Origin of the sequence: Rhodococcus baikonurensis (assembly GCF_040489275.1) — a bacterium.
In the GTDB taxonomy this organism is placed as follows: domain Bacteria; phylum Actinomycetota; class Actinomycetes; order Mycobacteriales; family Mycobacteriaceae; genus Rhodococcus_F; species Rhodococcus_F baikonurensis.
In genome coordinates, this window is record NZ_JBEUOQ010000007.1 from 32,119 (window position 1) to 58,833 (window position 26,715).

Annotated in this window: 32 protein-coding genes; 9 read left to right on the forward strand and 23 right to left on the reverse strand. The window is 63.0% G+C overall.

Annotated features, from left to right (window positions below):
* Positions 1–19 precede the first annotated feature (19 nt).
* On the forward strand, positions 20–631 hold the full coding sequence (locus ABWI03_RS17425) for a VOC family protein (protein WP_298780926.1): 612 nt from the start codon (positions 20–22) through the stop codon (positions 629–631).
* Positions 632–646: 15 nt separating this feature from the next.
* Here ABWI03_RS17425 and ABWI03_RS17430 read toward each other — a convergent pair whose 3' ends face one another.
* On the reverse strand, positions 647–1,699 hold the full coding sequence (locus ABWI03_RS17430) for a cation diffusion facilitator family transporter (RefSeq protein WP_298780929.1): 1,053 nt from the start codon (positions 1,697–1,699) through the stop codon (positions 647–649).
* Positions 1,696–2,118, reverse strand: a complete 423-nt coding sequence (locus ABWI03_RS17435) for an ArsR/SmtB family transcription factor (RefSeq protein ID WP_200313458.1) — start codon at positions 2,116–2,118, stop codon at positions 1,696–1,698. Before ABWI03_RS17435 ends, ABWI03_RS17430 begins: the two co-directional genes overlap by 4 nt.
* Before the next feature lie 109 nt (positions 2,119–2,227).
* Between ABWI03_RS17435 and ABWI03_RS17440 the strand changes: the two genes are divergently transcribed.
* The gene (locus tag ABWI03_RS17440) at positions 2,228–2,653 is read left to right on the forward strand and encodes a nitroreductase/quinone reductase family protein (RefSeq protein WP_095969972.1); all 426 of its coding nucleotides are present in this window, start codon (positions 2,228–2,230) and stop codon (positions 2,651–2,653) included.
* A gap of 76 nt (positions 2,654–2,729) precedes the next feature.
* Here the strand turns inward: ABWI03_RS17440 and ABWI03_RS17445 are convergent, their stop codons facing one another.
* The 4 genes from ABWI03_RS17445 to hisI form a co-directional block, all read right to left on the reverse strand.
* Positions 2,730–3,116: a DUF2784 domain-containing protein gene (locus tag ABWI03_RS17445; protein WP_235169555.1), complete on the reverse strand. Its 387-nt coding sequence runs from the start codon at positions 3,114–3,116 to the stop codon at positions 2,730–2,732.
* A 73-nt stretch (positions 3,117–3,189) separates the two neighbouring features.
* Positions 3,190–3,816 (reverse strand): SRPBCC family protein, encoded by a 627-nt coding sequence (locus ABWI03_RS17450; RefSeq protein WP_298780940.1) that lies wholly within the window; start codon positions 3,814–3,816, stop codon positions 3,190–3,192.
* A gap of 23 nt (positions 3,817–3,839) precedes the next feature.
* Positions 3,840–4,133 (reverse strand): DUF1905 domain-containing protein, encoded by a 294-nt coding sequence (locus ABWI03_RS17455; RefSeq protein ID WP_095969969.1) that lies wholly within the window; start codon positions 4,131–4,133, stop codon positions 3,840–3,842.
* Between the two features lie 6 nt (positions 4,134–4,139).
* The gene (hisI, locus tag ABWI03_RS17460; RefSeq protein ID WP_050655350.1) at positions 4,140–4,487 is read right to left on the reverse strand and encodes a phosphoribosyl-AMP cyclohydrolase; all 348 of its coding nucleotides are present in this window, start codon (positions 4,485–4,487) and stop codon (positions 4,140–4,142) included.
* Between the two features lie 100 nt (positions 4,488–4,587).
* On the opposite strand from hisI, the gene ABWI03_RS17465 reads away from it, so the two are divergent.
* Positions 4,588–5,109, forward strand: coding sequence for a universal stress protein (locus ABWI03_RS17465; RefSeq protein ID WP_298780945.1), 522 nt, complete (start codon positions 4,588–4,590; stop codon positions 5,107–5,109).
* A 21-nt stretch (positions 5,110–5,130) separates the two neighbouring features.
* Here ABWI03_RS17465 and ABWI03_RS17470 read toward each other — a convergent pair whose 3' ends face one another.
* Complete coding sequence (locus ABWI03_RS17470) at positions 5,131–6,612, reverse strand: flavin-containing monooxygenase (RefSeq protein WP_298780947.1); 1,482 nt, start codon at positions 6,610–6,612, stop codon at positions 5,131–5,133.
* Positions 6,613–6,733: 121 nt separating this feature from the next.
* On the opposite strand from ABWI03_RS17470, the gene ABWI03_RS17475 reads away from it, so the two are divergent.
* Entirely contained in the window at positions 6,734–7,363 is a 630-nt protein-coding gene (locus ABWI03_RS17475; protein WP_298780950.1) for a TetR/AcrR family transcriptional regulator, read from the forward strand.
* On the opposite strand, the gene hisF is transcribed toward ABWI03_RS17475, so the two are convergent.
* The 11 genes from hisF to ABWI03_RS17530 form a co-directional block, all read right to left on the reverse strand.
* Positions 7,360–8,133 (reverse strand): imidazole glycerol phosphate synthase subunit HisF, encoded by a 774-nt coding sequence (hisF, locus tag ABWI03_RS17480; protein WP_095969965.1) that lies wholly within the window; start codon positions 8,131–8,133, stop codon positions 7,360–7,362. The genes ABWI03_RS17475 and hisF overlap by 4 nt on opposite strands.
* Positions 8,130–8,963 (reverse strand): inositol monophosphatase family protein, encoded by an 834-nt coding sequence (locus ABWI03_RS17485; protein WP_095969964.1) that lies wholly within the window; start codon positions 8,961–8,963, stop codon positions 8,130–8,132. The genes hisF and ABWI03_RS17485 overlap by 4 nt, the downstream gene beginning before the upstream one ends.
* A gap of 9 nt (positions 8,964–8,972) precedes the next feature.
* Positions 8,973–9,707 (reverse strand): bifunctional 1-(5-phosphoribosyl)-5-((5-phosphoribosylamino)methylideneamino)imidazole-4-carboxamide isomerase/phosphoribosylanthranilate isomerase PriA, encoded by a 735-nt coding sequence (gene priA / locus ABWI03_RS17490; RefSeq protein ID WP_003942371.1) that lies wholly within the window; start codon positions 9,705–9,707, stop codon positions 8,973–8,975.
* A gap of 19 nt (positions 9,708–9,726) precedes the next feature.
* Positions 9,727–9,978, reverse strand: a complete 252-nt coding sequence (locus ABWI03_RS17495) for a hypothetical protein (RefSeq protein WP_298780959.1) — start codon at positions 9,976–9,978, stop codon at positions 9,727–9,729.
* On the reverse strand, positions 9,975–10,610 hold the full coding sequence (gene hisH / locus ABWI03_RS17500) for an imidazole glycerol phosphate synthase subunit HisH (protein ID WP_003942389.1): 636 nt from the start codon (positions 10,608–10,610) through the stop codon (positions 9,975–9,977). The genes ABWI03_RS17495 and hisH overlap by 4 nt, the downstream gene beginning before the upstream one ends.
* Before the next feature lie 9 nt (positions 10,611–10,619).
* On the reverse strand, positions 10,620–11,741 hold the full coding sequence (locus tag ABWI03_RS17505) for an MFS transporter (protein WP_214889668.1): 1,122 nt from the start codon (positions 11,739–11,741) through the stop codon (positions 10,620–10,622).
* 89 nt (positions 11,742–11,830) lie between these two features.
* A complete protein-coding gene (locus ABWI03_RS17510; RefSeq protein WP_007732248.1) occupies positions 11,831–11,980 on the reverse strand; it encodes a hypothetical protein in 150 nt (49 codons plus the stop codon).
* Positions 11,977–12,591: an imidazoleglycerol-phosphate dehydratase HisB gene (gene hisB / locus ABWI03_RS17515; RefSeq protein WP_298780966.1), complete on the reverse strand. Its 615-nt coding sequence runs from the start codon at positions 12,589–12,591 to the stop codon at positions 11,977–11,979. The genes ABWI03_RS17510 and hisB overlap by 4 nt, the downstream gene beginning before the upstream one ends.
* Positions 12,588–13,730 carry a histidinol-phosphate transaminase gene (locus ABWI03_RS17520; RefSeq protein WP_095969959.1) on the reverse strand — a complete coding sequence of 381 codons (1,143 nt, stop codon included), beginning with the start codon at positions 13,728–13,730 and terminating at the stop codon, positions 12,588–12,590. Before ABWI03_RS17520 ends, hisB begins: the two co-directional genes overlap by 4 nt.
* Positions 13,731–13,741: 11 nt before the next feature.
* Entirely contained in the window at positions 13,742–15,064 is a 1,323-nt protein-coding gene (hisD, locus tag ABWI03_RS17525) for a histidinol dehydrogenase (protein WP_095969958.1), read from the reverse strand.
* 152 nt (positions 15,065–15,216) lie between these two features.
* Positions 15,217–15,762 carry a hypothetical protein gene (locus ABWI03_RS17530; RefSeq protein ID WP_200313440.1) on the reverse strand — a complete coding sequence of 182 codons (546 nt, stop codon included), beginning with the start codon at positions 15,760–15,762 and terminating at the stop codon, positions 15,217–15,219.
* Between the two features lie 70 nt (positions 15,763–15,832).
* Here ABWI03_RS17530 and ABWI03_RS17535 point away from each other — a divergent pair, with 70 nt between their 5' ends.
* The 3 genes from ABWI03_RS17535 (at position 15,833) to ABWI03_RS17545 (ending at position 20,964) form a co-directional block, all read left to right on the forward strand.
* Positions 15,833–19,087 (forward strand): arabinosyltransferase domain-containing protein, encoded by a 3,255-nt coding sequence (locus ABWI03_RS17535; RefSeq protein WP_298781429.1) that lies wholly within the window; start codon positions 15,833–15,835, stop codon positions 19,085–19,087.
* Positions 19,088–19,214: 127 nt separating this feature from the next.
* A complete protein-coding gene (locus ABWI03_RS17540) occupies positions 19,215–20,468 on the forward strand; it encodes a glycoside hydrolase family 1 protein (RefSeq protein WP_095969955.1) in 1,254 nt (417 codons plus the stop codon).
* A gap of 46 nt (positions 20,469–20,514) precedes the next feature.
* Positions 20,515–20,964, forward strand: coding sequence for a DUF8021 domain-containing protein (locus ABWI03_RS17545; protein WP_124569413.1), 450 nt, complete (start codon positions 20,515–20,517; stop codon positions 20,962–20,964).
* Here the strand turns inward: ABWI03_RS17545 and ABWI03_RS17550 are convergent.
* A complete protein-coding gene (locus ABWI03_RS17550) occupies positions 20,942–21,745 on the reverse strand; it encodes an AraC family transcriptional regulator (RefSeq protein ID WP_298780976.1) in 804 nt (267 codons plus the stop codon). The two genes, ABWI03_RS17545 and ABWI03_RS17550, sit on opposite strands and share 23 nt — an antisense overlap.
* A gap of 56 nt (positions 21,746–21,801) precedes the next feature.
* Between ABWI03_RS17550 and ABWI03_RS17555 the strand changes: the two genes are divergently transcribed.
* A complete protein-coding gene (locus ABWI03_RS17555) occupies positions 21,802–22,641 on the forward strand; it encodes a sulfite exporter TauE/SafE family protein (RefSeq protein WP_298781433.1) in 840 nt (279 codons plus the stop codon).
* Here ABWI03_RS17555 and ABWI03_RS17560 read toward each other — a convergent pair.
* Together ABWI03_RS17560 and ABWI03_RS17565 are read right to left on the reverse strand one after the other, a co-directional pair.
* Positions 22,638–23,243, reverse strand: a complete 606-nt coding sequence (locus ABWI03_RS17560) for a dihydrofolate reductase family protein (RefSeq protein WP_298780979.1) — start codon at positions 23,241–23,243, stop codon at positions 22,638–22,640. The two genes, ABWI03_RS17555 and ABWI03_RS17560, sit on opposite strands and share 4 nt — an antisense overlap.
* On the reverse strand, positions 23,237–23,893 hold the full coding sequence (locus tag ABWI03_RS17565) for a nitroreductase family protein (RefSeq protein WP_124569410.1): 657 nt from the start codon (positions 23,891–23,893) through the stop codon (positions 23,237–23,239). The genes ABWI03_RS17560 and ABWI03_RS17565 overlap by 7 nt, the downstream gene beginning before the upstream one ends.
* Positions 23,894–24,003: 110 nt before the next feature.
* Between ABWI03_RS17565 and ABWI03_RS17570 the strand changes: the two genes are divergently transcribed.
* Positions 24,004–24,633 (forward strand): LysE family transporter, encoded by a 630-nt coding sequence (locus tag ABWI03_RS17570; protein WP_095969950.1) that lies wholly within the window; start codon positions 24,004–24,006, stop codon positions 24,631–24,633.
* A 21-nt stretch (positions 24,634–24,654) separates the two neighbouring features.
* Here ABWI03_RS17570 and ABWI03_RS17575 read toward each other — a convergent pair whose 3' ends face one another.
* Both ABWI03_RS17575 and ABWI03_RS17580 read right to left on the reverse strand, forming a co-directional pair.
* A complete protein-coding gene (locus ABWI03_RS17575) occupies positions 24,655–25,326 on the reverse strand; it encodes a DUF1345 domain-containing protein (RefSeq protein ID WP_095969949.1) in 672 nt (223 codons plus the stop codon).
* 68 nt (positions 25,327–25,394) lie between these two features.
* Positions 25,395–26,714: a lipase family protein gene (locus ABWI03_RS17580; protein WP_298780987.1), complete on the reverse strand. Its 1,320-nt coding sequence runs from the start codon at positions 26,712–26,714 to the stop codon at positions 25,395–25,397.
* Between the last annotated feature and the right edge of the window lies 1 nt (position 26,715).

Consider the following 26,715-nt stretch of genomic DNA (forward strand, 5'->3'; position numbering starts at 1 on the left):
ATCAGCAGGGAGCACACAGATGACCACCGCACAGTCCGTGATCCTCCATGTTCCCGAACTCGCGGCAGCCGAAGCCTTCTACAACGCCCTCGGCGTCGGAGATCGAATCCAGCTACGGGAATCGAACGAACCGACAACAGGGTTTCGTGGGTACACCCTTTCGCTCGTCGTCGCCCAACCGAACATCGTCGACGCCTTCGTCGACGCGGCGCTCGCGGCCGGCGCCACCGAGTTGAAGCCGGTCAAGAAATCCCTCTGGGGCTACGGCGGAGTTGTTCAGGCTCCGGACGGTTCGATCTGGAAGATCGCCACGTCGTCGAAGAAGAACAACGGACCAGCCACCCGAACGATCGACAGCCTCGTGCTGCTGCTCGGCGCCGAAGACGTCAAGGCCAGCAAGCAGTACTACCTAGACCACGGACTCGAGGTGTCCAAGAGCTTCGGTCGCAAGTACGTCGAATTCACCAGTGCACCGGGCAATGTGACACTGGCACTGTACGGTCGCCGCGCCTTGGCAAAGGATGCCGGGCTGTCTCCGGAAGGCACCGGATCGCACCGTCTGACCATTGCGGGCGCGTCTGAACCCTTCACAGACCCCGACGGTTTCGCCTGGGAAGCCGCTGCGGCTTGACATCGGGCACAGATATCACCGGGAAGGCGATCGGTATCCGATCTCGGACTTGGCCGCATCATGCGCCGGATACGCATGCACCAGGGCAGTGGCGAGCTTGGGCACCGCGTGAGTGAGCGAATGCTCGGCACTGTGCGCGATTGCGTGAGCTTCGGCAAGAGTTGCCCGCGGATCGATGTCGAGTTCCGCATCGGCGTGCAACCGGTGCCCGATCCATCGCATCTTCAGATCACGTACGCCGAGAACTCCAGGCTCGTGTTGCAGCGCATGTTCGGCATCGTCCACCAACTCCGGTTCGACGCCGTCCATCAACCGCCGGAAGACGTCTCGCGCTGCGGTCCTCAGCACTGCCACGATGGCCACGGTGATGACAAGGCCGATGATCGGGTCTGCCAACGGGAAACCCAGCGCAACTCCCCCCGCCCCCAGAAGGACTGCGAGCGAAGTGAATCCGTCTGTGCGAGCATGCAATCCATCGGCCACCAGAGCCGCGGAACCGATCTGCCGCCCCACTCTGATCCGATACAACGCCACGAGTTCGTTGCCGATGAAACCGATCAAACCTGCAGCCGCTACCCAACCGAGGTGCTCGATCTCCACCGGATTGATCAAACGCCGCACCGCCTCCACACCGGCAATCACCGCCGACAATGCGATCATCGCAAGCACGAACAATCCGGCCAGGTCCTCCGCACGGCCGAACCCGTAGGTGTAACGCCTGGTCGCCGCACGTCGGCCGAGCGCAAAGGCAATCCAGAGTGGGACTGCCGTGAGCGCGTCGGAGAAGTTGTGAATCGTGTCCGCCAGCAGCGCCACCGAACCCGAGATCGCCACGATCGCAACCTGAGCAACTGCGGTGACCCCGAGCGCGACAAGACTGATCTTGACCGCCCGGATGCCAATTACGCTCGATTCCAACGCGTCGTCGACACTGTCGGCAGCGTCGTGACTGTGCGGGGAGAACACTTCGCGAACTGCCGATCGAAATCCCTTCGGGCCGTGGCCGTGACCGTGACCACGGCCATGACTGTGACCGTGTCCGTGGGTCGTCTTGGGCTCGTGTGTCATGACGCACCTTCTTCTTGATCGGTACGATCGACCTTCGCCGAGCGCTCCGGGTGAATCTCCCGAAGCTCACCTTCACTACGGTGATGCCCCGGCAATCCGGGTCCGGCATGTTCGGCATTGAAGACCGCATCCGTAACCAGTTGGCGCACATGGTCGTTCTCCAGGCGATAGAACACCGTCGTACCATCACGGCGCGTTCGCACCAACCTCGCCATACGCAGTTTCGCCAGGTGCTGTGACACAGAAGGCGCCGGCTTGCCGACACGTTCTGCCAGCTCGTTCACCGAGCACTCGCGGTCGACCAATGCCCACAACACCTGCACACGAGTTGCGTCGGCGAGCATGCGGAACACCTCGACTACGAGGTCGACTTGATCATCGGGAAGCTTGCGGCGACAAACACCACTATCTGCGTTCATACGTAGATAGTAGATCATGCTTGACGCCGAAGATGATCTCTCGTCGATTCACCAGTTGTGCAAAGCTTGGCACCAGAGCCTTTCGCCACTCGCAGACCAGGAGACAACGATGAGTACCGACGATTGGAACGCAGGCATCATTTCGGAGTTTCGGGAAAACGAGGGCAAGGTAGGTGGCCCCTTCGAAGGTGCGCCCATGGTGTTGGTCCATCACACAGGACGTAAATCCGGGCGCGATTTCGTCAGTCCCATGATGTATCTGGCAGACGAGCGGGATCCTAAGACCATCTACGTTTTTGCATCCAAGGCCGGCGCCCCGACCAACCCCGACTGGTACTACAACCTCGTTGCCACCGATCAGGCAGAGGTCGAGGTCGGCACCGAAACATACCCGGTCTCCGTCAGCGAGGTAACCGGCGAGAAACGTGACCGCATCTACGACGAGCAGGCCAGTCGATACCCGGGATTTGCCGAATATGCGGAGAAGACAGCTGGGATCCGCACAATTCCCGTGGTGGCACTGACTCGCGCGTAATTCCTGACAGCGCCTCCCTGCCGTTTCCATCCAGAAACGGCAGGGATCGTCACCAAGGAATCATGACACTGAAGAATCATGACACTGACGACGCTTTGACCTCTGCCTTCGAATGCCGTCCGAGCAGCACGTATCCGACCCAGGATCCGACAACCACCGTCGCCGCGAGCGCCTGTACCAGGCCTTCGATACCCACCGGATAGAACACGCCGGTGATGTAGTGCGAGATGAATCCGGTGGACGGCAACTCCGCGATTCCGGCCATCCGGCGGGCCCAGTTCTCGAGATTGGTCAGCGGGCAGTCGTATCCGACCGCTATCGAACCGGCTCCCCAGACAACCGCAGCAAGATGGATTGCGATGGTACGACGCCACTTCCATGCGACAAATCCACCCAGCACCACATAGAGAACAAATCCGAAGTGAACGAACACCGTCACTACTTCGATGAGCCGATACACCATCGTCGTCTCCGCTCGTGGCGCGGAAGTCCCGCAACAACCAGACTATTCCGATGTTAGTCCCCGCAGCGACGATCTACCCGGTGTATGCAGCCGTCGTGCGAGCAGCGGCGGCTGCAGCCGCATCCGGGTCGTCGCCCGATGCGATCGTAGCTTCGGCCCACAGTTCACTGCTTCCCGCGATGAACGCCTTGGCCTCGTCGATCGCCGACCACTCGGGTGTCTCGAGTGGGGTCGCGATCCCCAGTTCCGCGTGTCGAGCCAGCCCGAGCAGTCCCATGTCCCACCCGACGCCGACGGCACCTGGACCGTACTCGGCCCACCGATCAGGCTCCACGTCCGCAGCGTGTTCGAAGTCGAACAGCGTTGCACCACTGCCTTTTTGGGCGAGATTCACGGTCACATAGCTCACATCGCCGGCATATTCCCAGGTGATGCGAAGAGTTCGAGGAGCATCGCACGCCAAAATCTCGCCGCCGGCGTTGCCCTCGAGCTGATAGTGGCCTCCGATCATGGCTTCTCCCGCGACCGGCATGAACCATTGGGGAATGCGGTCGAACTCGGTTATCGCCGCCCAGACCGTGCCTATGGGTGCCGCGAGAGCCCGCGACATGCGCAGCGTGCGTGTTTTCCCCTCGTCACCGCCGAACGGACTCAGCTCTCGCGCTACCATCTGCAACGAATCAACGGCTCTGTCGACCACAATTCTCCTCGGTTCGGGAAACTTCAGGTCAATCGCTGCTGTAGACGTACCGATACTTCTTCTCCAGCGAGGCTCTTGCCAATCGCCTTGCAGAGCGCCACGCGGAGCGGAAGCCAATGAGGTCCGTCGCCGGAGGGCATCAGCGTCGCCTCGAAGGGATGCTCGCCGTCGAGGATCCCGACCACCTTGACTGCGCGTCTGGTTCCCAGAAGTTCCGCCGAACCGGGCACGGTGAGAAACGTCGCGAACGCCCCGTCTTTCTCGATAGGAGCGGTGAAGGTGTAATCGAGCGGTTGTGGAGTCTTGTCAGCGGCCATGTCGCGTCACTGCTGAGCGGCGAGTAGGACGTCGGTGTCGAAACACGTGTGAGTGCCGGTGTGGCACGCCGCGCCCTCCTGGTCGACGATCAGCAAGACCGAATCGCCGTCGCAGTCGAGTCGCACTTCGTGGACGTACTGGGTGTGCCCCGACGTCTCACCCTTGACCCAGTACTGCTGCCGCGAGCGCGAATAGTACGTCCCCTTACGGGTTTCCAGTGTTCGCGCGAGCGCTTCGTCATCCATCCACGCGACCATCAGCACATCACCGGTCGACTTCTCCTGCGCAACCGCGCTGAACAGTCCGGCGTCGTTACGCTTCAGCTTCGCTGCGATTGCGGGATCAAGACTCATATGACGTTTATACCTTCCACCTGTGACTTCCGTGGAATTCCCCTGCGTGGCCGCCCTAGAATGGGAGTTACGTCGCCGTCGCTGCGGAAGAGGATCCGACATGAACCATCAGCATCATGACGGTCCACACCCGGAGTACACCTGCCACCTCGCGAACCCGAGTACCGATCGCGTCCCTACCCGCCACATAGTTCTCGGCATCGACACAGGCCTGACCAGCAAGAATGTCGTCAGCTACGGATTGATGCTTGCCGCCAAGGAAGATTCGGCCCTCCACGTCGTTCACTGCATCACATCCGAGGACTTGCCTGTCGAAACCGACTCCCCACAATTCGAAACGCGTCTGCACGACGAGATGGTGTCGCAACGCGAGCAGACGGCCTCGGCGCTCGCCTCACACACCGATACGTGGACGTACGACTGCACCTACGGCGACCCGGCCGGTGTCATTCTCGCGACTGCCGACAAGTACGACGCCTTCACCATCGTGATCGGATCACCGCGAAAAGGTGCTGCCTCCGCGGTGAGCAAACTGATGCACAGTTCGGTCACGTCCCGACTGAAGCGGCAGAACCGTTATCCCGTGATATCGGTTCCGACCGGAGTCGGTTCGACACGTTAGCCGAACACGGGACAAGCACACCTAGATGATCGAATAGTCTTCGAGCGGAAAGCGTTTCGCTTCGACAAACGCGTTGCGCGTAGAGGTGGGCCGCAGGATCGCAGCCTCGCCGTGCTGATTGAAGTAGTAGCTCCGCGCAGTCTGGCAACTACCGCCGTAAAAGACGGAGTCCGCGAGGTTCTCCGTCATCCGGTCCAGGAACTTGGCGTTGGCGGTTTCGGTGACCTCGAAGGTGTCCGCGCCGCGCCGTTTCACCTCGCCGAACAGTCGATCCATGTGCTGCATCTGCGATTCGATCGTCGTGAAGTAGGACAAACCGCTGTACGAGTACGGACTGGCGAGCGTGAGGAAATTGGGAAAGTGAGGAACCGCAACTCCCTCGTAAGCCTGGAAACGGTTGTCACGCCACCACTTGCCGAGGTTGCGGCCCTCACGGCCGATAACCTCGATGGCCGGAAAGTTCACGTCCCAGAGGTTGAAGCCGGTCGCCAGCACCAAGGTGTCGATCTCGGTCTTGCGTCCGTCAGCGGTGACGATGCCGTCGGCGGCGATATGGTCGATCGGCGTAGTTTCAAGGTGCACGTTCTCCTTGGTGAACGTACGGAAATAGCTGTTGGAGAACGTGGGTCGCTTGCACCCGAAGTCGTAGTCCGGTGTGAGTTGCTTGCGAAGGCCGGCATCGCGGACCTGCGACCGCAGAAACGCTCGTGATGCGGCTGCAGCGCCCTTGTTCAACAGTTTGACCTGCTTGTAGTGCAGGACCGCACTGACCATGATCATTTCGAGTATCGACGAACTGACAGCGCGAGCGATTCGCTGGGTGAGCGGAATGCGCGAGAACAGCCTCTGCACTGCGCTCGGAATGGGGACGTCGATCTTGGGAACTACCCAGATCGGTGTGCGTTGGTAGACGGTCAACTCTGCGGCCTGCCGCGCCACCTCGGGGATCAACTGCACGGCAGTGGCACCGGTTCCGATGATTGCGGTCTTGGTGCCCGACAAATCGTAGGAATCGTCCCAGGCGGTGGTGTGGATGATCTTGCCCGCAAATTCGTCGATGCCGGAGATGTCCGGGCGATGTGGCTGCGAGAGGAAGCCCGTCGCGGTCAGGAGGTATTTTGCGGTGATATCCGGAGATCCCTCGACGGATACGACCCAGTGCGAGGAATCCTCGTCCCAGCGGGCTCCGTTGACCACAGCACCGAACGTCATGTGTCTACGCAGGTCGTACTTGTCCGCGACATGATCGGCGTACTTCTTCAGTTCGGCACCAGGTGCGAAGAGCCTGGACCAGTTCGGATTGGGTTCGAACGAGTACGAGTACGTGACCGACGCGATGTCGACGGCCAAACCGGGATAGCGATTGACGTGCCAGGTTCCACCCAGATCGTCCTCACGCTCGAGGATCGCCAGGTTGTCCAGGCCCATCCGCTTGAGTTGAATGGCCGCACCCATTCCACCGAAGCCCGCCCCCACCACTACTGCGTCGTACTGCACTGCCATCGGAGAATCCCTCTCGTGAACTGCACACCATGAACCCGCGCATCTGTGAACCACGCACCCGTGAACTGCACATCAGAAACTGACATGTCATTCCGTTATTGAGAACGGTATCATTCCTGACGTGACGAAGGCCATGACCAGAGCAGAACGAAAAAAGGCGGAACTGCGCCGCGATATCATCGACGCATCATTCGAGTGCTTCGCGAAACGCGGCTATCACGCGACCGGAATTGCCGATATCGCAACAACTCTCGGAATCGGTCACGGCACGTTCTACCGATACTTCGAGAACAAGCGCGACATCATCAACCACGTCATCGACGATCTGATCGCAAAAATAATCAGCGCACTCGCCGTCGAGAATGCCCCTGACGCAGCAAACACGTTGGACGAGTACCGCGCGCAGGTCGGTCGCATCGCCGAAGCACTCCCCCGCATCTTCTTCGACGACCCGCGTATTCCGCGGGTTCTCCTCTTCGAGACGACCGGCGTCGACGCCGATCTCACAGGCAGGATGCTCGATCTACTCGACCAGTCGGCATCGTTGACCGCGGCGTATCTGCATCACGGGGTCGAATGCGGCTATCTACGCGCCGACCTCGACGTCGACAACACTGCGCAGGCCGTCAACGGCATGATGCTGGCAAGTGCAATTCAAGGATTGCAAGCCGATTCGTCCGTCGACTGCGCAGCACTGAACCAGGCCATCAGTCGCCTCATGTTCGACGGAATCCGCGCCGAGAACGCCTAGCGAACGACGATTCCCTCGGCGCGCATCGCATCCTTGACCTGCGGGATGCTCAAATCGCCGAAGTGGAAGACACTCGCTGCCAGAACTGCATCCGCGCCCGCTTCCACAGCAGGAGCGAAGTGTTCGACCAGGCCGGCACCGCCACTGGCGATCACCGGTACGTGGACCGCCGCCCGGACAGCACGGATCATCAGAAGGTCGAAGCCGGCCTTGGTGCCGTCGGCATCCATCGAGTTGAGCAGGATCTCCCCCACTCCCAACTCCGCGCCACGCTCGGCCCACTCGACCGCGTCGATACCCGTCCCGCGCTTGCCTCCGTGAGTGGTGACCTCCCACCCTGACGGTGTGTCCGGCTGCCCCTGGGGAACGGTGCGGGCGTCGACCGAGAGGACGATGCACTGCGAGCCGAAACGCTCACTCAGTTCCTTGAGTAGCTCCGGGCGCGCGATTGCTGCGGTGTTGACGCTGACCTTGTCGGCACCGGCACGCAGCAGACGATCGACGTCCGCCACCGTGCGCACTCCACCGCCGACAGTCAGAGGAATGAAAACCTGCTCGGCAGTACGACTTACGACGTCGAGCATCGTGCCACGATCCGACGTGGACGCGGTGACGTCGAGGAAGGTCAGTTCGTCGGCGCCCTGAGCGTCGTAAGCCGCCGCGAGTTCCACGGGATCTCCGGCGTCGCGAAGATTCTCGAAATTGACACCCTTGACCACTCGTCCGGCGTCGACGTCGAGGCACGGAATCACGCGAACTGCGAGGGTCATGACTGTGGTCCTCCTGAGGACGAAGCGCGCGGATCACCGAGCGCGTTGAGGATATCGAGAATCTCACCGTGGATGCCCGGGGCGGCGGCGAGCACCGACTCCGATTCTACGGTCCACGGGTTGCCGGCCAGATCGGTGACCACCCCGCCCGCTCCGCGAACGAGCGCGACACCGGCTGCGTTGTCCCACGCGTTGCGGCCGTAGACGATCGCGCCGCCCAGGATGCCCGCAGCGGTGAACGCCAGGTCGACTCCGGTGGAGCCGTGTATCCGGATCCGCGAGGACACCTTGCTGATCTCGGCGAGGAGGTCGAGCCGGAAACTGCCGGGGATCCGGCCGCGACTGTTGACGTTGAGCGCGCCCAAGCCGACGATCGACGACGCCAGATCGGTTGGCTCCAGCGGAGGTACGGCGATTCCGTTGACCAGCAACGGACCGCCGGCGCGAGTCGCGTACGTGTGACCGATCAATGGCAGCCAGGTCAATCCGAGCACCGGGACACCGTCGTCGAGAAGCGCCAACAACGTTCCGGCAGTAGGCAATCCGGCCGAATAGTTGAAAGTACCGTCGACGGGGTCGAGAACCCAGACAAGTCCCGAACCGACGTCGGGGCCACCGAATTCCTCGCCGTGCACCTCGATGCCGGTCTGCTCGAACAACTCCGCGGTCAACCGCTTCTCGAGCGCGAGATCGACCTCGGTGGCAAAATCGCCCCAGCCCTTGCGGACCGCGCTCGGGGCACCGACACCGGAGACGAACTGATCGTGGACGCCGTCGAGAAGCCGACTCGCAATCGCGAGAAGTTCGTCGAGGTCACGCGTCGGAGTCATCTGGAAAATCTATCCGGAAACTGCTGCCAGTGCTTCGGGGAGTGTGAAGCGTCCGGCGTAGAGCGCCTTGCCCACGATCGCGCCTTCGACACCCTGATCCACCAGGCTGGAAATGGCGAGCAGATCCTCGATGGTCGACACACCACCAGAGGCCACGACGTGCGCGTCCGTGACTGCGCAGACCTGACTGAGAAGTTCGAGGTTGGGACCGGTGAGGGTGCCGTCTTTGGAGACGTCGGTGACGACGTAACGGGTGCAGCCGTCGCGATCCAGACGCGCGAGTGTCTCCCACAGATCGCCGCCGTCGGTGACCCAGCCGCGACCACGGGTGCGGTACTGACCGTCGACGAGACGAACGTCGAGGCCGACGGCGATCTTGTCGCCGTACTTGGCCAATGCACGCGCACACCACTCGGGATCTTCGATAGCGGCGGTACCGAGATTCACGCGAGCACAGCCGGTGGCCAGTGCGGCTTCCAGGGAAGCGTCGTCGCGGATTCCTCCGGAGAGTTCCACCTTGACCGTCAGGTCACCGATGACGCCGGCCAGCAGTTCGCTGTTGGACCCACGCCCGAAAGCGGCGTCGAGGTCGACCAGATGCACCCATTCGGCGCCGTCGTTCTGCCACGCAAGAGCAGCATCGCGGGGCGACCCGTAACCGGTCTCACTTCCCGCCTCTCCTTGCACGAGGCGAACAGCTTCACCGTTGACGACATCTACAGCAGGCAAAAGGACCAGGCTCACGTGCGGTAACCCTAGTAGGTCAGGACCTCGAACCGTCTTCCGGGTCACCGAACGCTTTTCGCGTCATCCGCTTGGATACGACGCCCATTGCCGCGATCGCAGCGACGACCCCCACGAGACCGATCGCGAGACCGACACCCGGCGAGGGTTGGAGCACGACGATGACGACGGTGGCGACCGCCAACGCAGCAACAGCGGCGCCGAGCGAGAACAACGCCAGACGAGCGAGGGAAAAGTCGTCGCCGCGGTTCGGGCCGGAACTCCCGGTCACAAACTCTGCACCCAGTTGCTCAGCAACTCGGCGCCTGCGTCGCCGGATTTCTCGGGGTGGAACTGCGTCGCGGACAACGCGCCGTTCTCCACGGCAGCGAGGAACTTTCCGCCGTGATCTGCCCACGTCAGCTTCGGAGGCGCGATGTGCTCGGACGGCGCGAGTTCCCAGCTCTGCACACCGTAGGAGTGGACGAAGTAGAAGCGGGTGTCGGCGTCGATGCCCTTGAACAGGGTGCTGGACTCCGGAGCCTCCACGGTGTTCCAGCCCATGTGCGGCAGAACTTCAGCTTGCAGCCTCTCGACGGTGCCAGGCCATTCGCCGCAGCCCTCCGCCTCGACACCGAATTCGACTCCCCGATCGAACAGAATCTGCATGCCGACGCAGATGCCCAGCACCGGTCGGCCACCGGCCAAGCGTCTGCCGATGATGCGGTCACCCTGGACTGCTCGCAGACCTTCCATGCAGGCCGCGAACGCGCCGACACCGGGTACCACGAGACCGTCTGCCGCCAGTGCAACCTTCATATCGTTGGTCACCTCCACCTGCGCCCCGGTGCGCGCCAGTGCGCGAGTAGCGGAATGCAGGTTGCCGGAGCCGTAATCGAGTACAGCAATCGTGGAAGCGCTCATGCCCCAACTCTATCGGGCAACCCTGCTGCCGATCACTTTGCCGCCTGCGGCCAGTGCCGGGAGTAGAGCGACAACGACCGCGGAGACCGCGAACACCCACGCATAGCCGGCAGTCGTGGCCACGAATCCCAGAGCCAGTGCACCGATCCCGGTGCCGGCGTCATAGCCGATGTTCCAGATCGCGCTCGCGGATCCGAGTTGCCTCGGGCCGGCAGCCTGGAAAGCCATGACCAAGGACTCGTTCTGCACTGCACCGAACCCGAGCCCGAAAAGGACCGCCGCGCAGAACAAGACCGGTGTCGAACCGCCGTCGACGTTGACCGCGAACAGCACCAATCCGATGGTCGACGACGCCAGCGCCGGCGCGAGAGTTCGGCCACTGCCGACACGATCGGCGATCAGCCCCGCCGAGAATCGACCGACCAACATCGACCCACTGGCAGTCGCCAACACCACACCTGCAACAGCCGCGCGCTCCGAAATGGCGATCGGCAGCAACGACGACAATCCGCCGAACGACGCGGACACGCACGCCAGAGCGAGCACCGGAACCAGGACGGCGAACACACTCAACCGGGCGGATTCCCCGGTCGGCTGGGCGAAAATCTTCGGCAACCCGGCAATGGCCACCAGCGCGAGCGCCGGGATCAGCGCACCGAGGACGAACACCGGTGTCGCCGACCACCGTTCCATGATCGCAAGCCCCAGCGGTAGCCCCGCCATTTGTGACGCAGCGATCGCAATTCCCTGAGCGCCGGTGGCACGGCCCAGAATTCGCTTGGGCGCCAGCTCCGCCACCAGTGCGCTGCCGGCCACCGTCAGCATGCCGAAACCGATACCTCGCACCGCGGAAACCGCCAGGACAGGGCCGGCGTCGGCCGAGATCAACAGCACCAACGACGGTGGACCGAGGAGCAGACATCCGACCGCCAACACGCGCCGGTAGCCCTGCGTCCGCAACAGCCGAGGCACGAGCAGTTGCGTCACGACCGTGGCCGCCATGAAGACACCGGTCACCGACCCGGCAAGCGCATCCGATCCGCCGGATTGCGCAACCAGCAACGGCACCACCGGCAACAGCAACGACCAGCCGCCGAAAGCTGCTGCTGCCATGATCAGGACACCGACCATGCCCGGAGTACGAAGCAACCCCGGCCCCGCCTCTTTCCCCGTCACAGACGCCGTAACTTTTCGCGTCACAGACGCAGTAACCTTTCGCGTCACAGACGCAGTGCGCCCGCTACCGCCGCCAGAACCGCCAACGCCAGAAGGATTCCCGACGCCAGCTTGTTGACCTTGAACATCGAGTAAGCGCCGCCGACGGCAATTCCCGCACCGATGAACAGCAGATAGGTGAAGAGGACGCTCACAGTGTGCCCTTCGTCGACGGCACGCCGCTCACGCGGGGATCCGGCTCTACAGCTTCACGCAAAGCGCGCGCAACGGCCTTGTACTCGGCCTCGGTGATGTGGTGCTGATCGCGGCCGTACAGAACCCGAACGTGCAGTGCGATACGTGCATTCAATGCGATCGACTCGAACACGTGGCGGTTGATCACCGCGTGATACGGAACGCCCGGGTACCCGCCGATAACGGAATGCACCATGTAGTCGGGCTCACCGGTGTGCACGCAGTACGGGCGACCGGAGACGTCGACCGACGCGTGCGCCAGCGTTTCGTCCATCGGTATGAAAGCGTCGCCGAAACGGCGGATGCCCTTCTTGTCGCCGAGTGCCTGGCCGAGTGCCTGGCCGAAAACGATCGCGGTGTCCTCGACGGTGTGGTGAGCGTCGATCTCGACGTCACCCTTCGCCTTGACGTCGAGATCGAAGCTGGCGTGGGTACCCAAGGCGTTGAGCATGTGGTCGAAGAACGGAACGCCGGTGGAGACGTCGACGATGCCGGCCCCGTCCAGATTCAGTTCGACGACGATGCTTGATTCCCGAGTTGTTCGTTCGATCCGCGCGATGCGATCGCTCATGCCGTCTCTCCTGAATTCGTGTCGACCAGCTGGGTGCCTGCGATTTCGTCACTTGCCTTGATGAACGCGTCGTTCTCGGCTTCGAGTCCCACTGTGGCCCGCAGGTATCCGGGGATGCCGATGTCGCGGATGAGAACCCCGCGGTCGAGGTATTCCTTCCACGCCTGTGCACTGTCGGTGAACTGACCGAACAAGATGAAGTTCGCGTCACTGGGAATCACTCGGAAACCGGTGTCCGCCAGCGCCTTCGACACCCGATCACGCTCGGCAGACAAGGCATGGACACTGCCGAGGGTCTCGTCGGCGTGACGCAGTGCGGCACGTGCCGCAGCTTGCGTGACCACCGAGAGGTGATACGGCAAGCGCACCAACAACAGTGCGTCGATGAATGCGGGAGCTGCGGCGAGGTAGCCGAGTCGGCCACCGGCAAACGCGAACGCCTTGCTCATGGTGCGGGTGACAACCAGCTTGGCCGGGAACTCGTCGATCAGCGTCATCGCGCTGGGGGCAGCGGAGAACTCCGCGTACGCCTCGTCGACGATCACGATGCCCGGCGCCACGTCGAGAATGCGTCGCAGTTCCGCAATACCGACGCTGTGTCCGGTCGGGTTGTTGGGGCTGGTCACGAACACGACGTCCGGTCGACGCTCCTCGATCACTGTGACGGCAGCATCCACGTCGAGTGCGAAATCGTCCCGACGGAAGACCTCGACCCACTCGGTATCGGTACCGTCGGCGATGATCGGGTGCATCGAGTACGAGGGCACAAAACCCATCGCGCTGCGCCCCGGACCTGCGAACGCCTGCAACAACTGCTGCAGAATTTCGTTCGATCCATTTGCCGCCCAGAGATTGTCGACGGTGACCGGCACCCCGGTCTGCTTCGACAGGTACGCAGCCAGATCCGTCCGCAACGCCACAGCGTCACGGTCTGGATAGCGGTGCAGTTCCTTCGCGGCTTCGCGCACGGATTCGGCAACATCGTCGATGAGCGCCTGCGTCGGCGGATGCGGGTTCTCGTTCGTGTTGAGCTGAACCGGAACCGTCAACTGCGGGGCGCCGTACGCCGACTTTCCACGCAGGTTCTCGCGAATCGGAAGGGCGTCGACCGAAATCGATCCTCCGGGAACACTGCTCATCGCAGCGCCACTCATCGCAAGGCCTCGAATCGCAGACGCACGGCCTCGCCGTGAGCGGGCAGGTCCTCCGCATTGGCGAGCGTGATGACGTGTCCGGCAACGTCTTTCAGAGCCGACTCGGAGTAGTCGATCACGTGGATCCCACGCAGGAAGGTCTGCACGCTCAGACCGGAGGAGTGACGTGCACACCCGGCCGTCGGCAGAACGTGGTTGGAGCCGGCGCAGTAGTCGCCGAGGCTGACCGGCGCCCATGGGCCGACGAACACGGCACCAGCGCTGGTGACCTGAGCTGCGACACCGGTTGCGTCCTCGGTCTGAATCTCGAGGTGCTCGGCCGCATAAGCGTTGACGACGCGCAGACCAGCGGAAACATCGGAGACCAGCACGGTGCCCGACTGGCTGCCGGTCAGCGCCGTGGTGACGCGCTCGCGGTGCTTGGTGATCTCGAGCTGCGCGGCCAGAGCCGCATCGACGGCGTCGGCCAATTCGACGCTGGTCGTGACGAGGACGCTGGCGGCCATCACGTCGTGCTCGGCCTGGCTGATGAGGTCGGCAGCAACGTGGACCGGGTCAGCGGTGTGGTCGGCGAGGATCGCGATCTCGGTGGGACCGGCCTCCGCATCGATGCCGACCAGTCCGCGGCACAGACGCTTGGCGGCAGTGACGTAGATGTTGCCGGGGCCGGTGATGAGGTCGACCGGTACAAGTTCGGTTCCGTCGGTGTCGGTTCCGCCGTACGTCAGCAAGGCAACGCCCTGTCCGCCGCCGACGGCCCACACCTCGTCGACACCGAGCATGGCTGCGGCGGCAAGGATCGTGGGGTGCGGCAATCCGCCGAACTCGGCTTGCGGAGGCGAGGCGACTACGAGCGATCCGACGCCGGCCGTCTGAGCCGGCACGACGTTCATGACAACACTCGACGGGTACACGGCGTTGCCACCGGGGACGTACAGCCCGACGCGCTCGACGGGAACCCAACGCTCGGTGACCGTGCCACCCGGGACCACCTCGGTGACGGTGTCCTTGCGACGCTGATCGGCGTGCACCTTGCGGGTGCGCTCGATCGCAACCTCGAGGGCTTCCTTGACGGCCGGGTCGAGTTCACGAAGTGCGCGCTCGAGCTCTGCCGCTGGAACCCGGACCGAGGACGGACGAACGCCGTCGAACTTCTCGCCGAACTCGAGCGCGGCTTCGGCCCCACGATCACGAACGGCTTCGACCATCGGGCGAACCTGATGCAGCACCGCGTCCACATCCACTCCACCTCGGGGAAGCGCGGCGCGAAGTTCGGCCGTGGATGGGGTACGACCACGCAGGTCGGTGCGGGCAAGCATGAGAGTTCCTCTCGTACGCAAACGGGGTGCCTGTGCAAGCGGCTGCAAACCGGTCCGGCATTTCGGGCCCGATCAACGGGTCCGAAACACGGAACTGACGTCAATTATCCAGGATAGGCGCACCCCATTTTTCACCGGTCCACCTGCGACGCTCACTGCAGGTCCGGCGCTCGCCGCCGGGCAAGTTCGATCAGCTCGTCCCTTCGGTCGGTCGCCACCGAGATTTCGCGGCCGTCGTGGAGACGAAAGCGGACCCCGTCGCCGGGTGAGGCGAGAATTACCCGCATACCTGGGCCGGTCATCCGATAGCCGATTCCGGAGCCCATCCCGATATGGACCGCAGTTGCCGACACAACTTCGTCCCACCGAAAAACCTGACGTAATCCCGGAGACAGTGCGATTGTCACTCGTTCGGCGTCTGTGGTGATGATCACGCACACCTTCCACATGTACGCGGCCAACCCGAAGGACAGGATCGCGGACAACACGGCGCCGACGTAGCCCGCCGGGTCGCGTTCCACGATCGCCGCGAACCCACAGACAATCACCATGACAATTCCGAGGACGACGCACAATGCAGCCGTCGATCGCCGCAGTAGTGGGCTCAGCGGAATGGACTCGTGAACCTCGTGCACCGCACCCCCGCCTCGATCGCCGACAACCCCCGCGCAGTGGAACGGCACCGGGAACACGACCATCCCATTACTCGCGCTTTTATAACAAACACGTCACGCACAGCTAGGGTCCAAAGTCGTGACAGACAGTGACGTGGCCACGACCGCACCTCCGGCATTGCCGACCCCTCAGCGATCCAGCGGACCGAACCGAGCACGGATCGTTGCGATCGTCGCATCGATCCTCGGCATCATTTTGTGCGGATCAGTGCCGTTCCTGCCGATCGAGCAGGACACCGCCACCGTCAACTGGCCGCAGGCCGGATCGACGACAAGCGTCGAAGCACCATTGGTCTCGTACACGCCGCTTCGTATGGAGGCATCCATTCCGTGCGCGTCGATCAACGAGTTGACCGCCGACGGCGGAACACTCGTCTCGACTGCTCCCCCCGGTGCCGCAGACGCCCGGCGATACGGATTCGTCGCGACGGTCTCCCCCGAGTCCGCCGACGCCCCCGCTCGGGTCGAGGCGGTCCTGCGCGATCAAGTGTTGCTCTCGGCGCCCGTCGCTGATCTGCAGACTGGCTGCGCGCTCACACTCGTCGCCGAGCCGACTCGAACCACCTTCAGCGCCACCGGTTCCGAACCGCGCGTCATCGAGGGCGACAGCCGGCCACAGGTGGTCGGTGTCTTCAGCGACCTCGATTCGGCGGCAGCCGGTTTGAACGTCTCGATCGAGGCGGACTCTCGCTTCACGTCGAGCCCGTCGGTGATCAAGACCCTCGCCATGATTCTCGGGACACTCACGGCGGTCGTGTCCCTCTTCGCGCTGCACCGCCTCGACAACCGCGACGGCCGGGGAACACGCAAATTTCTGCCCGCCCGATGGTGGAAGTTCACCGTCCTCGACGGTGTCGTCGTCGGAACTCTGGTGCTGTGGCACTTCATCGGCGCTACCACCACCGATGACGGCTACCAGTTCACGATGGCCAGGGCCTCGGAGCAATCGGGCTACATGTCCAACTACTTCCGGTGGTTCGCGGTTCCCGAAACCCCGTTCGGAACGCCGTACTACAACATCCTCGGACTCCTGGCCCACGTCAGCACCGCAAGCCCGTGGGTCCGTCTGCCTGCTCTGTTGGCGGGCATCATCACCTGGCTCGTCATCAGCCGAGAGGTTGCGCCTCGGTTGGGCGCCGCCATTCGTGGAAATCGACTCGCCCTCTGGACCGGCGCGCTCGTCTTCCTCGCATTCTGGCTTCCGTTCAACAACGGACTGCGCCCCGAACCGATCGTTGCTCTCGGTGTCCTGCTGACGTGGTGCTCGATCGAACGCGCGGTCGCGACGAGACGACTTCTACCGGTCGCAATCGCGATATTGATCGCCGGATTCACCTTGACTGCCGGCCCTTCCGGACTCATCTGTTTCGCCGCTCTCATCGCCGGAATACGCCCGATCATGCGCATCATCATCGAACGTGCCCGCACCACCGGTTACATCGCGGCTGTCGGGCCACTGCTGGCTGCCGGACTGTCGATCCTCATCCCCGCGTTCGGTGATCAGAGTCTGGCCGCCGTCATCGAGATGCAGCGCGTCCACTCGATCTCACCGAATCAACCCTGGTTCGACGAGTATCTCCGCTATCAGTACCTCTTCAACATCTCCGTCGACGGTTCCCTGACCCGCAGGTTCGGTGTGTTCGTCATGGTTCTGTGCCTTGGCGTCTGCACCGCGATGATGCTGCGCAAGGGGGGCCGTATCCCCGGTTTGGCCGCCGGTCCGTCACGCCGCGTCGTGGGGCTGACGATCGGCGCGCTGCCACTGCTGATGTTCTCGCCGACCAAGTGGACGCACCACTTCGGGATCTTTGCCGGGCTCACTGCAGTTCTGGCGATGATGACGGCCGTCGCCGTGGGAACGAAACTCCTGCGCTCGCCGCGCAATCGGGCCCTCTTCGCGGCAGCCGTCCTGTTCCTCCTGGCGGTCGCATTCACCGGCAGCAACAGCTATTACTACGTGTCCAGCTACAGCGTTCCGTGGTGGGACAAGCCGGTGTCGATCAGCGGACTCGGCGCGAGCACCGTCCTCCTCGGGCTGACCGTGCTGATGCTCGGCGTCGCTGCGTGGTACTTCTTCCGTGAGCCGTACACCGCCGGAAAGGAACTGTCCGCGAGGCACGCTCGACTGCTTGCCATCTCGCCGCTGACCATCGCCGCGGGCGCGATGGTCCTCTTCGAGGTGCTGTCCATGGCCAAGGGCGCGATCACCCAGTACCCGGCATATTCGGTGGGCCGCGCGAACGTCGACGCCGTTCTCGGCCAACATTGCGGACTCGCCAACGACGTCCTGATCGAGACCGATCCGAACGCGTCGATGCTGACCCCTCTCTCCGGCAACGTGGCCACAGCTCTCTCCGCCGGTGGGGCGACGGGATTCGATCCCAATGGCGTGGCCTCCGACCTTCGAGCCGACAAGGAGGCCACCGCTACCGGTGGCGCGAACACCGTCGACACCGCCGAGGACACCGCCGGCAATTCGGCCGGAACCGGCGGTGGCGCCGGACAGACCGGCGTCAACGGCAGTTCGGTCGCGTTGCCGTTCGGCCTCGACCCGGCGACGACACCCGTCATGGGTAGCTACGGTCAGCCCTCCCCGGGCACTCTGACCAGTGACTGGTACCAACTCCCCGACGTGGGTGAGAACGCCACACGCGGAGACATCATCTCGATTGCCACGGCGGGTCGTGTTCGATCCGTCGACAAGGACGGGATCGTCACCTACGGCCAGAACGTCGAGGTCGAGTACGGCACAGCGCGCGGGGTCGACGATGCCGAAACAGACGCTGTGGAAACACTCGGAAAGATCGCACCCCTCGACATCGGGCCGGCACCGTCATGGCGGAACCTGAGAGTGCCGCTGGACCAGATTCCCGTCGAAGCCAACAGCATTCGACTTGTGGTCAGCGACTACGACAGCAAGGCCGACCAATGGGTGGCCGTTACGCCGCCACGGGTTCCGAAGACCCAGAAGCTCAACGACGTCGTCGGTTCGCAGGCGCCCGTCATGCTGGATTGGGCTGTCGGACTGGCATTCCCGTGCCAACGCCCCTTCGACCATCGGGTCGGAATTGCCGAGGTCCCCGAGTACCGGATCCTTCCCGACCATTCCGGCGCACTCGTGACCAGCGCATGGCAGGACCACTACGGCGGCGGACCGTTAGGGTGGATCGACCTGCTTCTGAGCGCTCAGACCATTCCGTCGTATCTCGACAACGACTGGGCTCGCGACTGGGGGTCGATCGAGAAGTACACACCGATCGATCCGAGTGCCGTGCCTGCCCAGGTCGACGAAGCGACCGTTCAGCGCTCCGGGACGTGGAACCCCGGATCGATGACCATGGTTTTCTGAGCGGCAGGGTGACTGAGTGACGCGGTCCAGTGGCAGGCGGATCGGACGAAACGCCTGCGACTGGACTTTTGTATGACTTAGTCTCCCAGGCATGGGAGCCCTGTCACGGTCTATTGCGCCTGCGCTGATGGCACTGACGTGTCTGTTCGGGGCGCTGGCCCTTCCCGCTCGCGCCTCGGCGGAGGCACCGGATGACTTCCTCTGGGGTGTTGCCACCTCCGGATTCCAATCGGAAGGTTCGTCACCGGACAGCAACTGGTCTCGATACTCCGATTCCGGACGAACCCACGACAAGATCGGTGACTCGGTCGACTTTCGCCATCGCTACGCCGAGGACATCGACCGGGCGGCCGATCTGGGATCGAAGGTTTTCCGATTCGGCGTCGAGTGGGCGCGAGTTCAGCCCGCCGCCGGGAGCTGGAACGAGACCGAATTCGCGTACTACGACGACGTGGTGGCTCACATCCGCGCGCGGGGCATGACTCCGATGATCACGCTCGACCACTGGGTGTATCCGGGATGGGTTGTCGATCAAGGCGGCTGGACAAATCCGAAGACGGAAGCCGATTGGCTGGTCAACGCAGAGAAGGTAGTCGAGCGGTACTCCGGAATCGGGGCGCTGTGGATCACGATCAACGAGCCGACTGTGTACGTTCAGCGTGAATTGACCTACGGCGGAATCGCACTCACCCAGGCACCGTCGATGTTCGACTCATTGGTCCGAGTCCACCGGGCGATCTACGACCGCATCCATGTTCTCGATCCCGGTGCTCGCGCGAGCAGTAATTTCTCCTTCATTCCCGGCGTGTCCGAGGCGATCGATTCGGTATTCACGGATCGGGTGCGCGACAAGCTCGACTTTCTCGGGATCGACTACTACTACGGTGTGGCCCTGAACAATCCGACTGCCGCGTACGCCGCACTCGACGAGTTCTACAACGTCACGCCACAACCCGAAGGCCTGTACGACGCATTGATGCGGTACTCCGGCAAGTATCCAGAACTCCCCCTCTACATCGTCGAGAACGGCATGCCCACTGACAACGGAGCGCCGCGCGCCGACGGATACACACGCTCGAATCACCTACGCGATCACATCTATTGGATGGAACGCGCCCGAGAAGACGGTGCCGACGTGATCGGATACAACTACTGGTCGATTACCGACAACTACGAATGGGGTTCTTACCGACCTCGATTCGGGCTCTACACGGTCGATGTTCTCGGCGATCCCACTGCGGCCCGAATCCCGACCGACGGCGTCGACACCTACCGCCGGATCATTCACGACAACGGCGTCGGCGCCGACTACGTGCCCGTCATGGCCCCGGCTTTCTGCTCGCTCGTCGATCCTCCCCGCAGCTGTACGGCTACTCGATGAGGGCCGTTTTCCGAATTTCCTGCCCTCTCCGTCGTTAGGATGCCTCATGCGAACACTGCGAAATATCGCCGGAACTGCCGCTGCCACCGCTGCCCTGATCCTGCTCGCCGGAGGCGCTGCGACAGCAGCCCCCAACCCGGCCGATTCACCCCGCGAGGCGCAGGCACGTGCCTACATCGACGCCCTGGTCTCCCATGACGTCTCCGATGTCCACTTCGCCCCGGATGCGACGCGCGTCGAAGCCGGAATCAAGACCGGCTTCTCGGGACCACAGATGTCCGCAGACCTCGAAAACGGCATCCAATACCGCGTCATCCAGGGTGTCCGCGACCTCGAGATGTCGGAAGCCGGGGACATCGTCTCGACCACCTACCTGCTGGACGCGGGAATCGGTGGCACGCGCCTGATGACCGTCGAGATTCGTGAAACCTTCGAAGTCCGTGACGGTCTCATCCACGACGTCGTCGCCGACATCATTCCGGTGTCTGTGTCGTGACGCGCGCCCGATAGCTACTGGGCGGTGCACCCGAGACTCGGGTGCACATCGCGGTGAAGGCGGCCGGCGTCGAGTATCCGAGTTCAGACGCAACGGCTGTCACACTGGCACCGGCAGAGAGTTTCGGAAGCGCATGAAGAATGCAGGCGCGCTGCATCCACGACGACGCGCTGATCCCCGTTTCCGAGATCAGCAAGCGGTGCAGTGTTCGTTCACTGATATGGAGTTGCTCGGCCCACCGCGTGGGTGAGTCGTGGATCGACGGACCTGTGAGATACCTCGTGCACAACGCCCGCAATCCCGGGTGCCGCGGCAGCGGGAGTTCCACAGGCAGGGGCGCAAGATCACGAAGTTCGTGCAGGATCAGCTGAAATACCGCGGCGCCGCGCCCGTGGGCGGGGAAGTCGACCGCCACGTTCAACTCGACGTCCATGTCGACTGCAGCGACCAGCAGCTCACGCAGAAGTGACGACACCGCGACGACTCGACACCTGACCGGGAACCACGGCGCCGCGGACGGTTCGATGTAGAGGCTTCGCGTGCTGACGCCGTCCATCGTCACCGCATGAGCGACACCGGCGGGAATCATGACCGCATTGGACGGCAGAACCGTCCACTCACCGTCTTCGGTTTCGACGTTCATCGCACCGTTCACAGCGAAGAGAAACTGGGCTCGTCGATGTTCGTGGGCGGCCAGCACGTGACCGGGCGGGTAGTCGGTTCCGATTGCGAGAACGCTGCGAGGTGAGTGATCGACGTCGTTGATCGAGATGTTGCGCACCGGAGGAACCTACCGAGTCCGTGTCTGATTCACAATGGAACGTGGCGAACCTTCGAATGCGCGCCAGCGGCGAAATCGCTACCGTTCATCAAGTGCTTCACTACGCCCTCATCCTGCTCACTTTCGGCGCCTTGACCGGAGTCACCACCGTTCTCTTCGGGTTCGGTGGCGGATTTGTCACCGTCCCAGTCGTTTACGCTGCATCCACGCTTCGGCCGGACGTCGTCGATCCGATGCATGTTGCCGTCGCATCCTCGGCGGCCGTGATGGTGGTCAATTCACTCAGTGCCACAGTCGCATTCAGGAACTCAGGACGGCTTCGGACGGAGTACATCCGGCCTCTGATCGGCCCCGTCGCAGTCGGAGCAGGCCTGGGAGCGGTCGGGGCGGGCCACGTCGACGACGCCGTCGTCCGGATTCTGTTCGTGCTCTACCTCGTCGTGACGATCCTGGACAGTCTTCTGCGACAAGGATTTCTGACACCTCACGTACCTCGGGACCATCTTGGCCCGCACGGTCTCCGCACAGCCGGAATCGGAATCGGCGCTGTCGCAAGTTTCCTCGGCGTAGGCGGCAGCGTCATGACGGTTCCGATGATGCGACGCGGCGGAGTTCCGATGGCCGACGCCGCCGCTAGCGCAAACCCGTTGAGCCTGCCTGTCGCTGTCGTCGCGACTGCGGTGTACGCGGCCGCATCAGGGGGCATCACGGCCTCGGATCTGTCGGCGGGCAGAGTCGGCGCCGTCGACCTTCTGGCGGTCTGTGCGTTGCTCGTCGGCTCTCTACCGGCGATTGCGCTGAGCCGACGATTTGTCGGCGTCATCCCGGACCGCGTTCATGCCTGCGCCTATATCGCTCTACTCTGTGTCGTCACGACGGTGATGGTGGTTGCTTAGCGCACGGCGTACCGCAGATAGATCACGCCGCCGTCGAATGTCTGCTCCTCGAGCAACTGCAGGTCGAGCCTTCCTTCAGGGAGAGCGCGCAGTCCGCCCCCGACGCTCACCGGGCAGAGGAAGAGCCTGCATTCGTCGACCAGTCCCGCCGCGAAAGCACATGCTGCAACGGTCGGACCGCCGATCGAGATATCTTGTACCGCTTCACTCTGGAGCGCACGAACGGCGTCGGCGTCGAACTCCCGGACAATTGTTGTGCGCGCCGTCGACACCTCGGTCAGCGTCGTGGAGTACACGACTTTGTCGATACCGCCCCAGATTTCGGCGAACTCGACAGTCGCCGCCTCGATTCCGGCAAACTCTTCCGGAACCGAAGAACCTCCCGACACCGAAGAGCCGTGAAGGCCCCCGTGTGCCATTGCTTCCCAGGGAATCATGGTCTCGTACATCTTGCGCCCGAGTAGGTACGTGCCGACCCCCCGCTCGAGCTCGTTGACGAACGAATGGACCTGCGCGTCGGGAACCGCCCAGTCGAAGTTCCCCTGCTCATCAGCCACATACCCGTCGATCGAACAGATCGCCGAGTAGATCAGGCTCACCATCGGTCCACGTGCAGCACATTGTCGACCGGTTCGCGGGCGGCTGGTTTGAACGTCTCTCCGGTGAAGTACGCCGTGGGAATCAATGCCGCTTGATGGAATCCGGCCGGAATGCCCAGCAGCTCGGCAACTTCCGCTTCACGCTGCAGGTGCAATGTCGTCCACGCCGTACCGAGTCCACGTGCCCGCGCGGCCAGGGCGTAACTCCACGCGGCGGGAAGGAGCGACCCCCACAACCCTGCCTGATTTCCCTCCGGCAGTGTCTTTCCTGCCTTGATACATGGAATGAGAAGAACCGGTACCTCGCCCATGTGCTCACCGAGCCACGCGACGCTGGTGCCTACGCGCTGTTGGATCGGCGCACGATCGGGATCGTCGGCGAAGAGTTTTGCCGCCGAACCATGAGAAGCGAGGTACTCGTCGGTGACTTCCTTGTAGATCTGCCCGACAGCCGCCCGCAGTGCCGGATCGGTCACCACCATCCATTGCCACCCCTGACGATTCGAACCGGAGGGTGCTTGCAAGGCGATCTGGAGGCACTCCTTCACCAGATCCAACGGCACGGGACGGGTCAGATCCAGACGCTTTCGAACCGTGCGCGTCGTGGTCAGTAATTCGTCGGGTGTCAGGTCGAGTACGGGGTACGGCGTCATCTCCCGATCATTGCACTGCAGCGAGCAGTGAGCAGGACAGTCCGTCTACACTTTTCTGATCCCGTGCGTGCTGGTTGTCGGGAGTATTCCCCGATCAAAGGACATTCGACATGAGTTGGCACGTCTGGTTGGCCTTCTTCGGAGCAAGTTGGGTGATCAGCCTGTCACCGGGGGCCGGCGCCATTGCGTCGATGTCGTCGGGGCTTGCCTACGGCCTGCGGCGAGGTTACTGGAACATCTTCGGGTTGCAATTGGGATTGTTGCTGCAGATCGGAATTGTCGCGGCCGGGGTCGGTGCAATTCTCGCCAGTTCGACCGTGGCCTTTTCCTTGATCAAGTGGTTCGGTGTCGCATACCTCGTCTATCTGGGAGTCAGGCAGTGGCGGTCAGCGCCCACCGAAGTGGAGACCGACGAAGCAACCGCGAGCAGTTCCGGCCCGATGATGATGCTTCGCGCATTTCTCGTGAACGCGAGCAACCCGAAGGCCGTCGTTTTCATGCTCGCAGTGCTCCCACAGTTCCTGGACCCTGCGGCACCGCTGCTGCCGCAGTATCTGATCATCGCCGCCACGATGTGCGCAGTCGACGTGATCGTGATGACCGGATACACCGGGCTGGCCGCACGGGTACTTACCTTGATGCGCTCCCCCAAACAGCAACGAACCACCAATCGAGTGTTCGCCGGACTGTTCTTCGGAGCCGCCGGCTTCCTCTCGAGCATCGGACGCGCAGCGGCTTGATCGCTCACACGGCTTGATCGCTCACAGGCCTGCAATCAAGTTGACGACGGACGCCACGATCACCGAACCGAAGAGGTACGACAGCAGTGCGTGGCCGAGCGCCATCGCGCGCATGTCCGACGACTTCAAGTTGGTGTCGGAAATCGCGAAGCTCATCCCGACCGTGTACGCCACGTACGCGAAATCGCTGTATCTCGGCGGTTCTTCCTGATTGAAGTCGATTCCGCCGTCAGGGCCGGAGTAGTACAGCCGCGCATATCCGAGGGCGAAGAGCGTGTGGACCGCCAGCCACGAGATCACGACGCTGCCGACAGCAACCGATGCCGCCACGACTTGGTAGTGATGTCCGTCGGGTGCCGCCAAGAGCAGGAACGCGATACCGACCAGGCTCGCGACGGCAGCGCCGAGAATCAGCAGGTGTGCGACGTTGCGCGCCGGTTCTTCCCGCGTTGCGTGGCTCGCGGTGAGCGTCGCATCGAAGGGCCAGACCAGAATCCACGTCCACACCGTGAACACCGTCGCCGCGACATCCCAGCCGATCAGGAACGCGAACCGCGGGTAGCCGACCCATGCCATCACGACACCTGCCGCGACACCGAGCAGCAGTCCCGTCGACACTCTCAGTGCGGGGCCAGCACCTAGCGCGCTGCGAGGAACGGGTTTGATCGGAAGGTCGTGCGATCGATCGTTCACGGGGTCAGTCAACCACCGTTCGCAGTGAGACGGTGGTTACGCCGCAGGGTAATCGAGAAGCAGGTGTCTCAGGCGTTGCACGTGTCGACCAAGGGCTTACCGTTGAATCTGTCCAGCACGTACTGCAATCCGACACCGAAATCCGCTACCGCCGGCGCGAGGTGGTTGTTACCGCTCCCCGGATTCACTGCAGGCAGGGTGTCGGTGAACAACGTCGCCTCGGCTCCGCGCGCACACCAGTCCTGAACCAGGCGCCGGGTTTGCTCGTACGGGATGAAGTCGTCGTTGAGCGCCCCGTTGACCAGGATCGGCGACGCCGGGGTTCGCCGCCCGATGCGTTGTTCCTCGATCACCTGCTGGATCTCCGGTACCGATTCCACAACATCGGCGAGGGGTCGGCCGTCTGTGGTCCACGACGCCGTCGACTGCTTCCCGTACTCGGTTCGGGAATCGATGAGGCATTGCCCGGCGACGTCGGCGAGCACGGACCGGCCGTAGTCGTTGAGTCGAGACTCGATTGGCTCTCGGGCGGCGGGATATCGGTCGAGGACGCCGTTGATCGTGTAGCCGATCGCAGCCATCAGACCGGTACCGTCGATATGACGCAGAACGCTTGCCAGGTCCGCCGGGGGCGCGCTCGCGTAACTCCCGACCAGATTCAACTCAGGCGCGTATTCGGGTGCGAGTTCGGTTGCGGCGGCAGTGGCGCCGCCGCCCTGCGAATGGCCCCACAGCGCTATCGGATCGTCCACTCCTGCCTTCGCCAGGGCTCGGGCAGCGCGTGCACCGTCCAACATCGCATGGGCTTCCTCGGCGCGATTGACGTAGGTATGGACGCCGGGTGTTCCGAGTCCGATGTAGTCGGTGACGAACACGCGAACGCCCTGAGCAAGAAAAGCAAATGCAAAAGCGGACTCGTAGTTGACACCGACACTGTCCACACCGGCACCGTAGTTCGACGGATTCCCGGGTTCCGCCAGGCGGAGTTGACCGGCAGTGGGAAACATCCTCGACGGCGCGCACTGATCACCTTGGCCCTGCGTGCCCGGACCGATCACGACGGTCGGGCGCGGGCCCGCTCCTGACCACGGGGCAGCCGGCTCCAGGTACGAGCCCGACACAGCAACCTTGGAACCGTGGGTATCGGTACTCGAATAAAGAATCCGAGTCCCCACACCAGGCACTCCGCCGACTGCACCGGCAAGCGGAAGTGGTTCCGTCCGAATCACCGAACCCGGATCACCGACCTCACCCGGACTCGCTTCGTAGAAATCGTTCGCAGGTTCGGCGTTCGACATCGGTGTGAACAGCAGCGACGTCGGCAGAAGCGCCGATACCGCAACGGCCGAAATCTTCACTGCCGCGAGGACAACCTTCCGGGTGCTCATG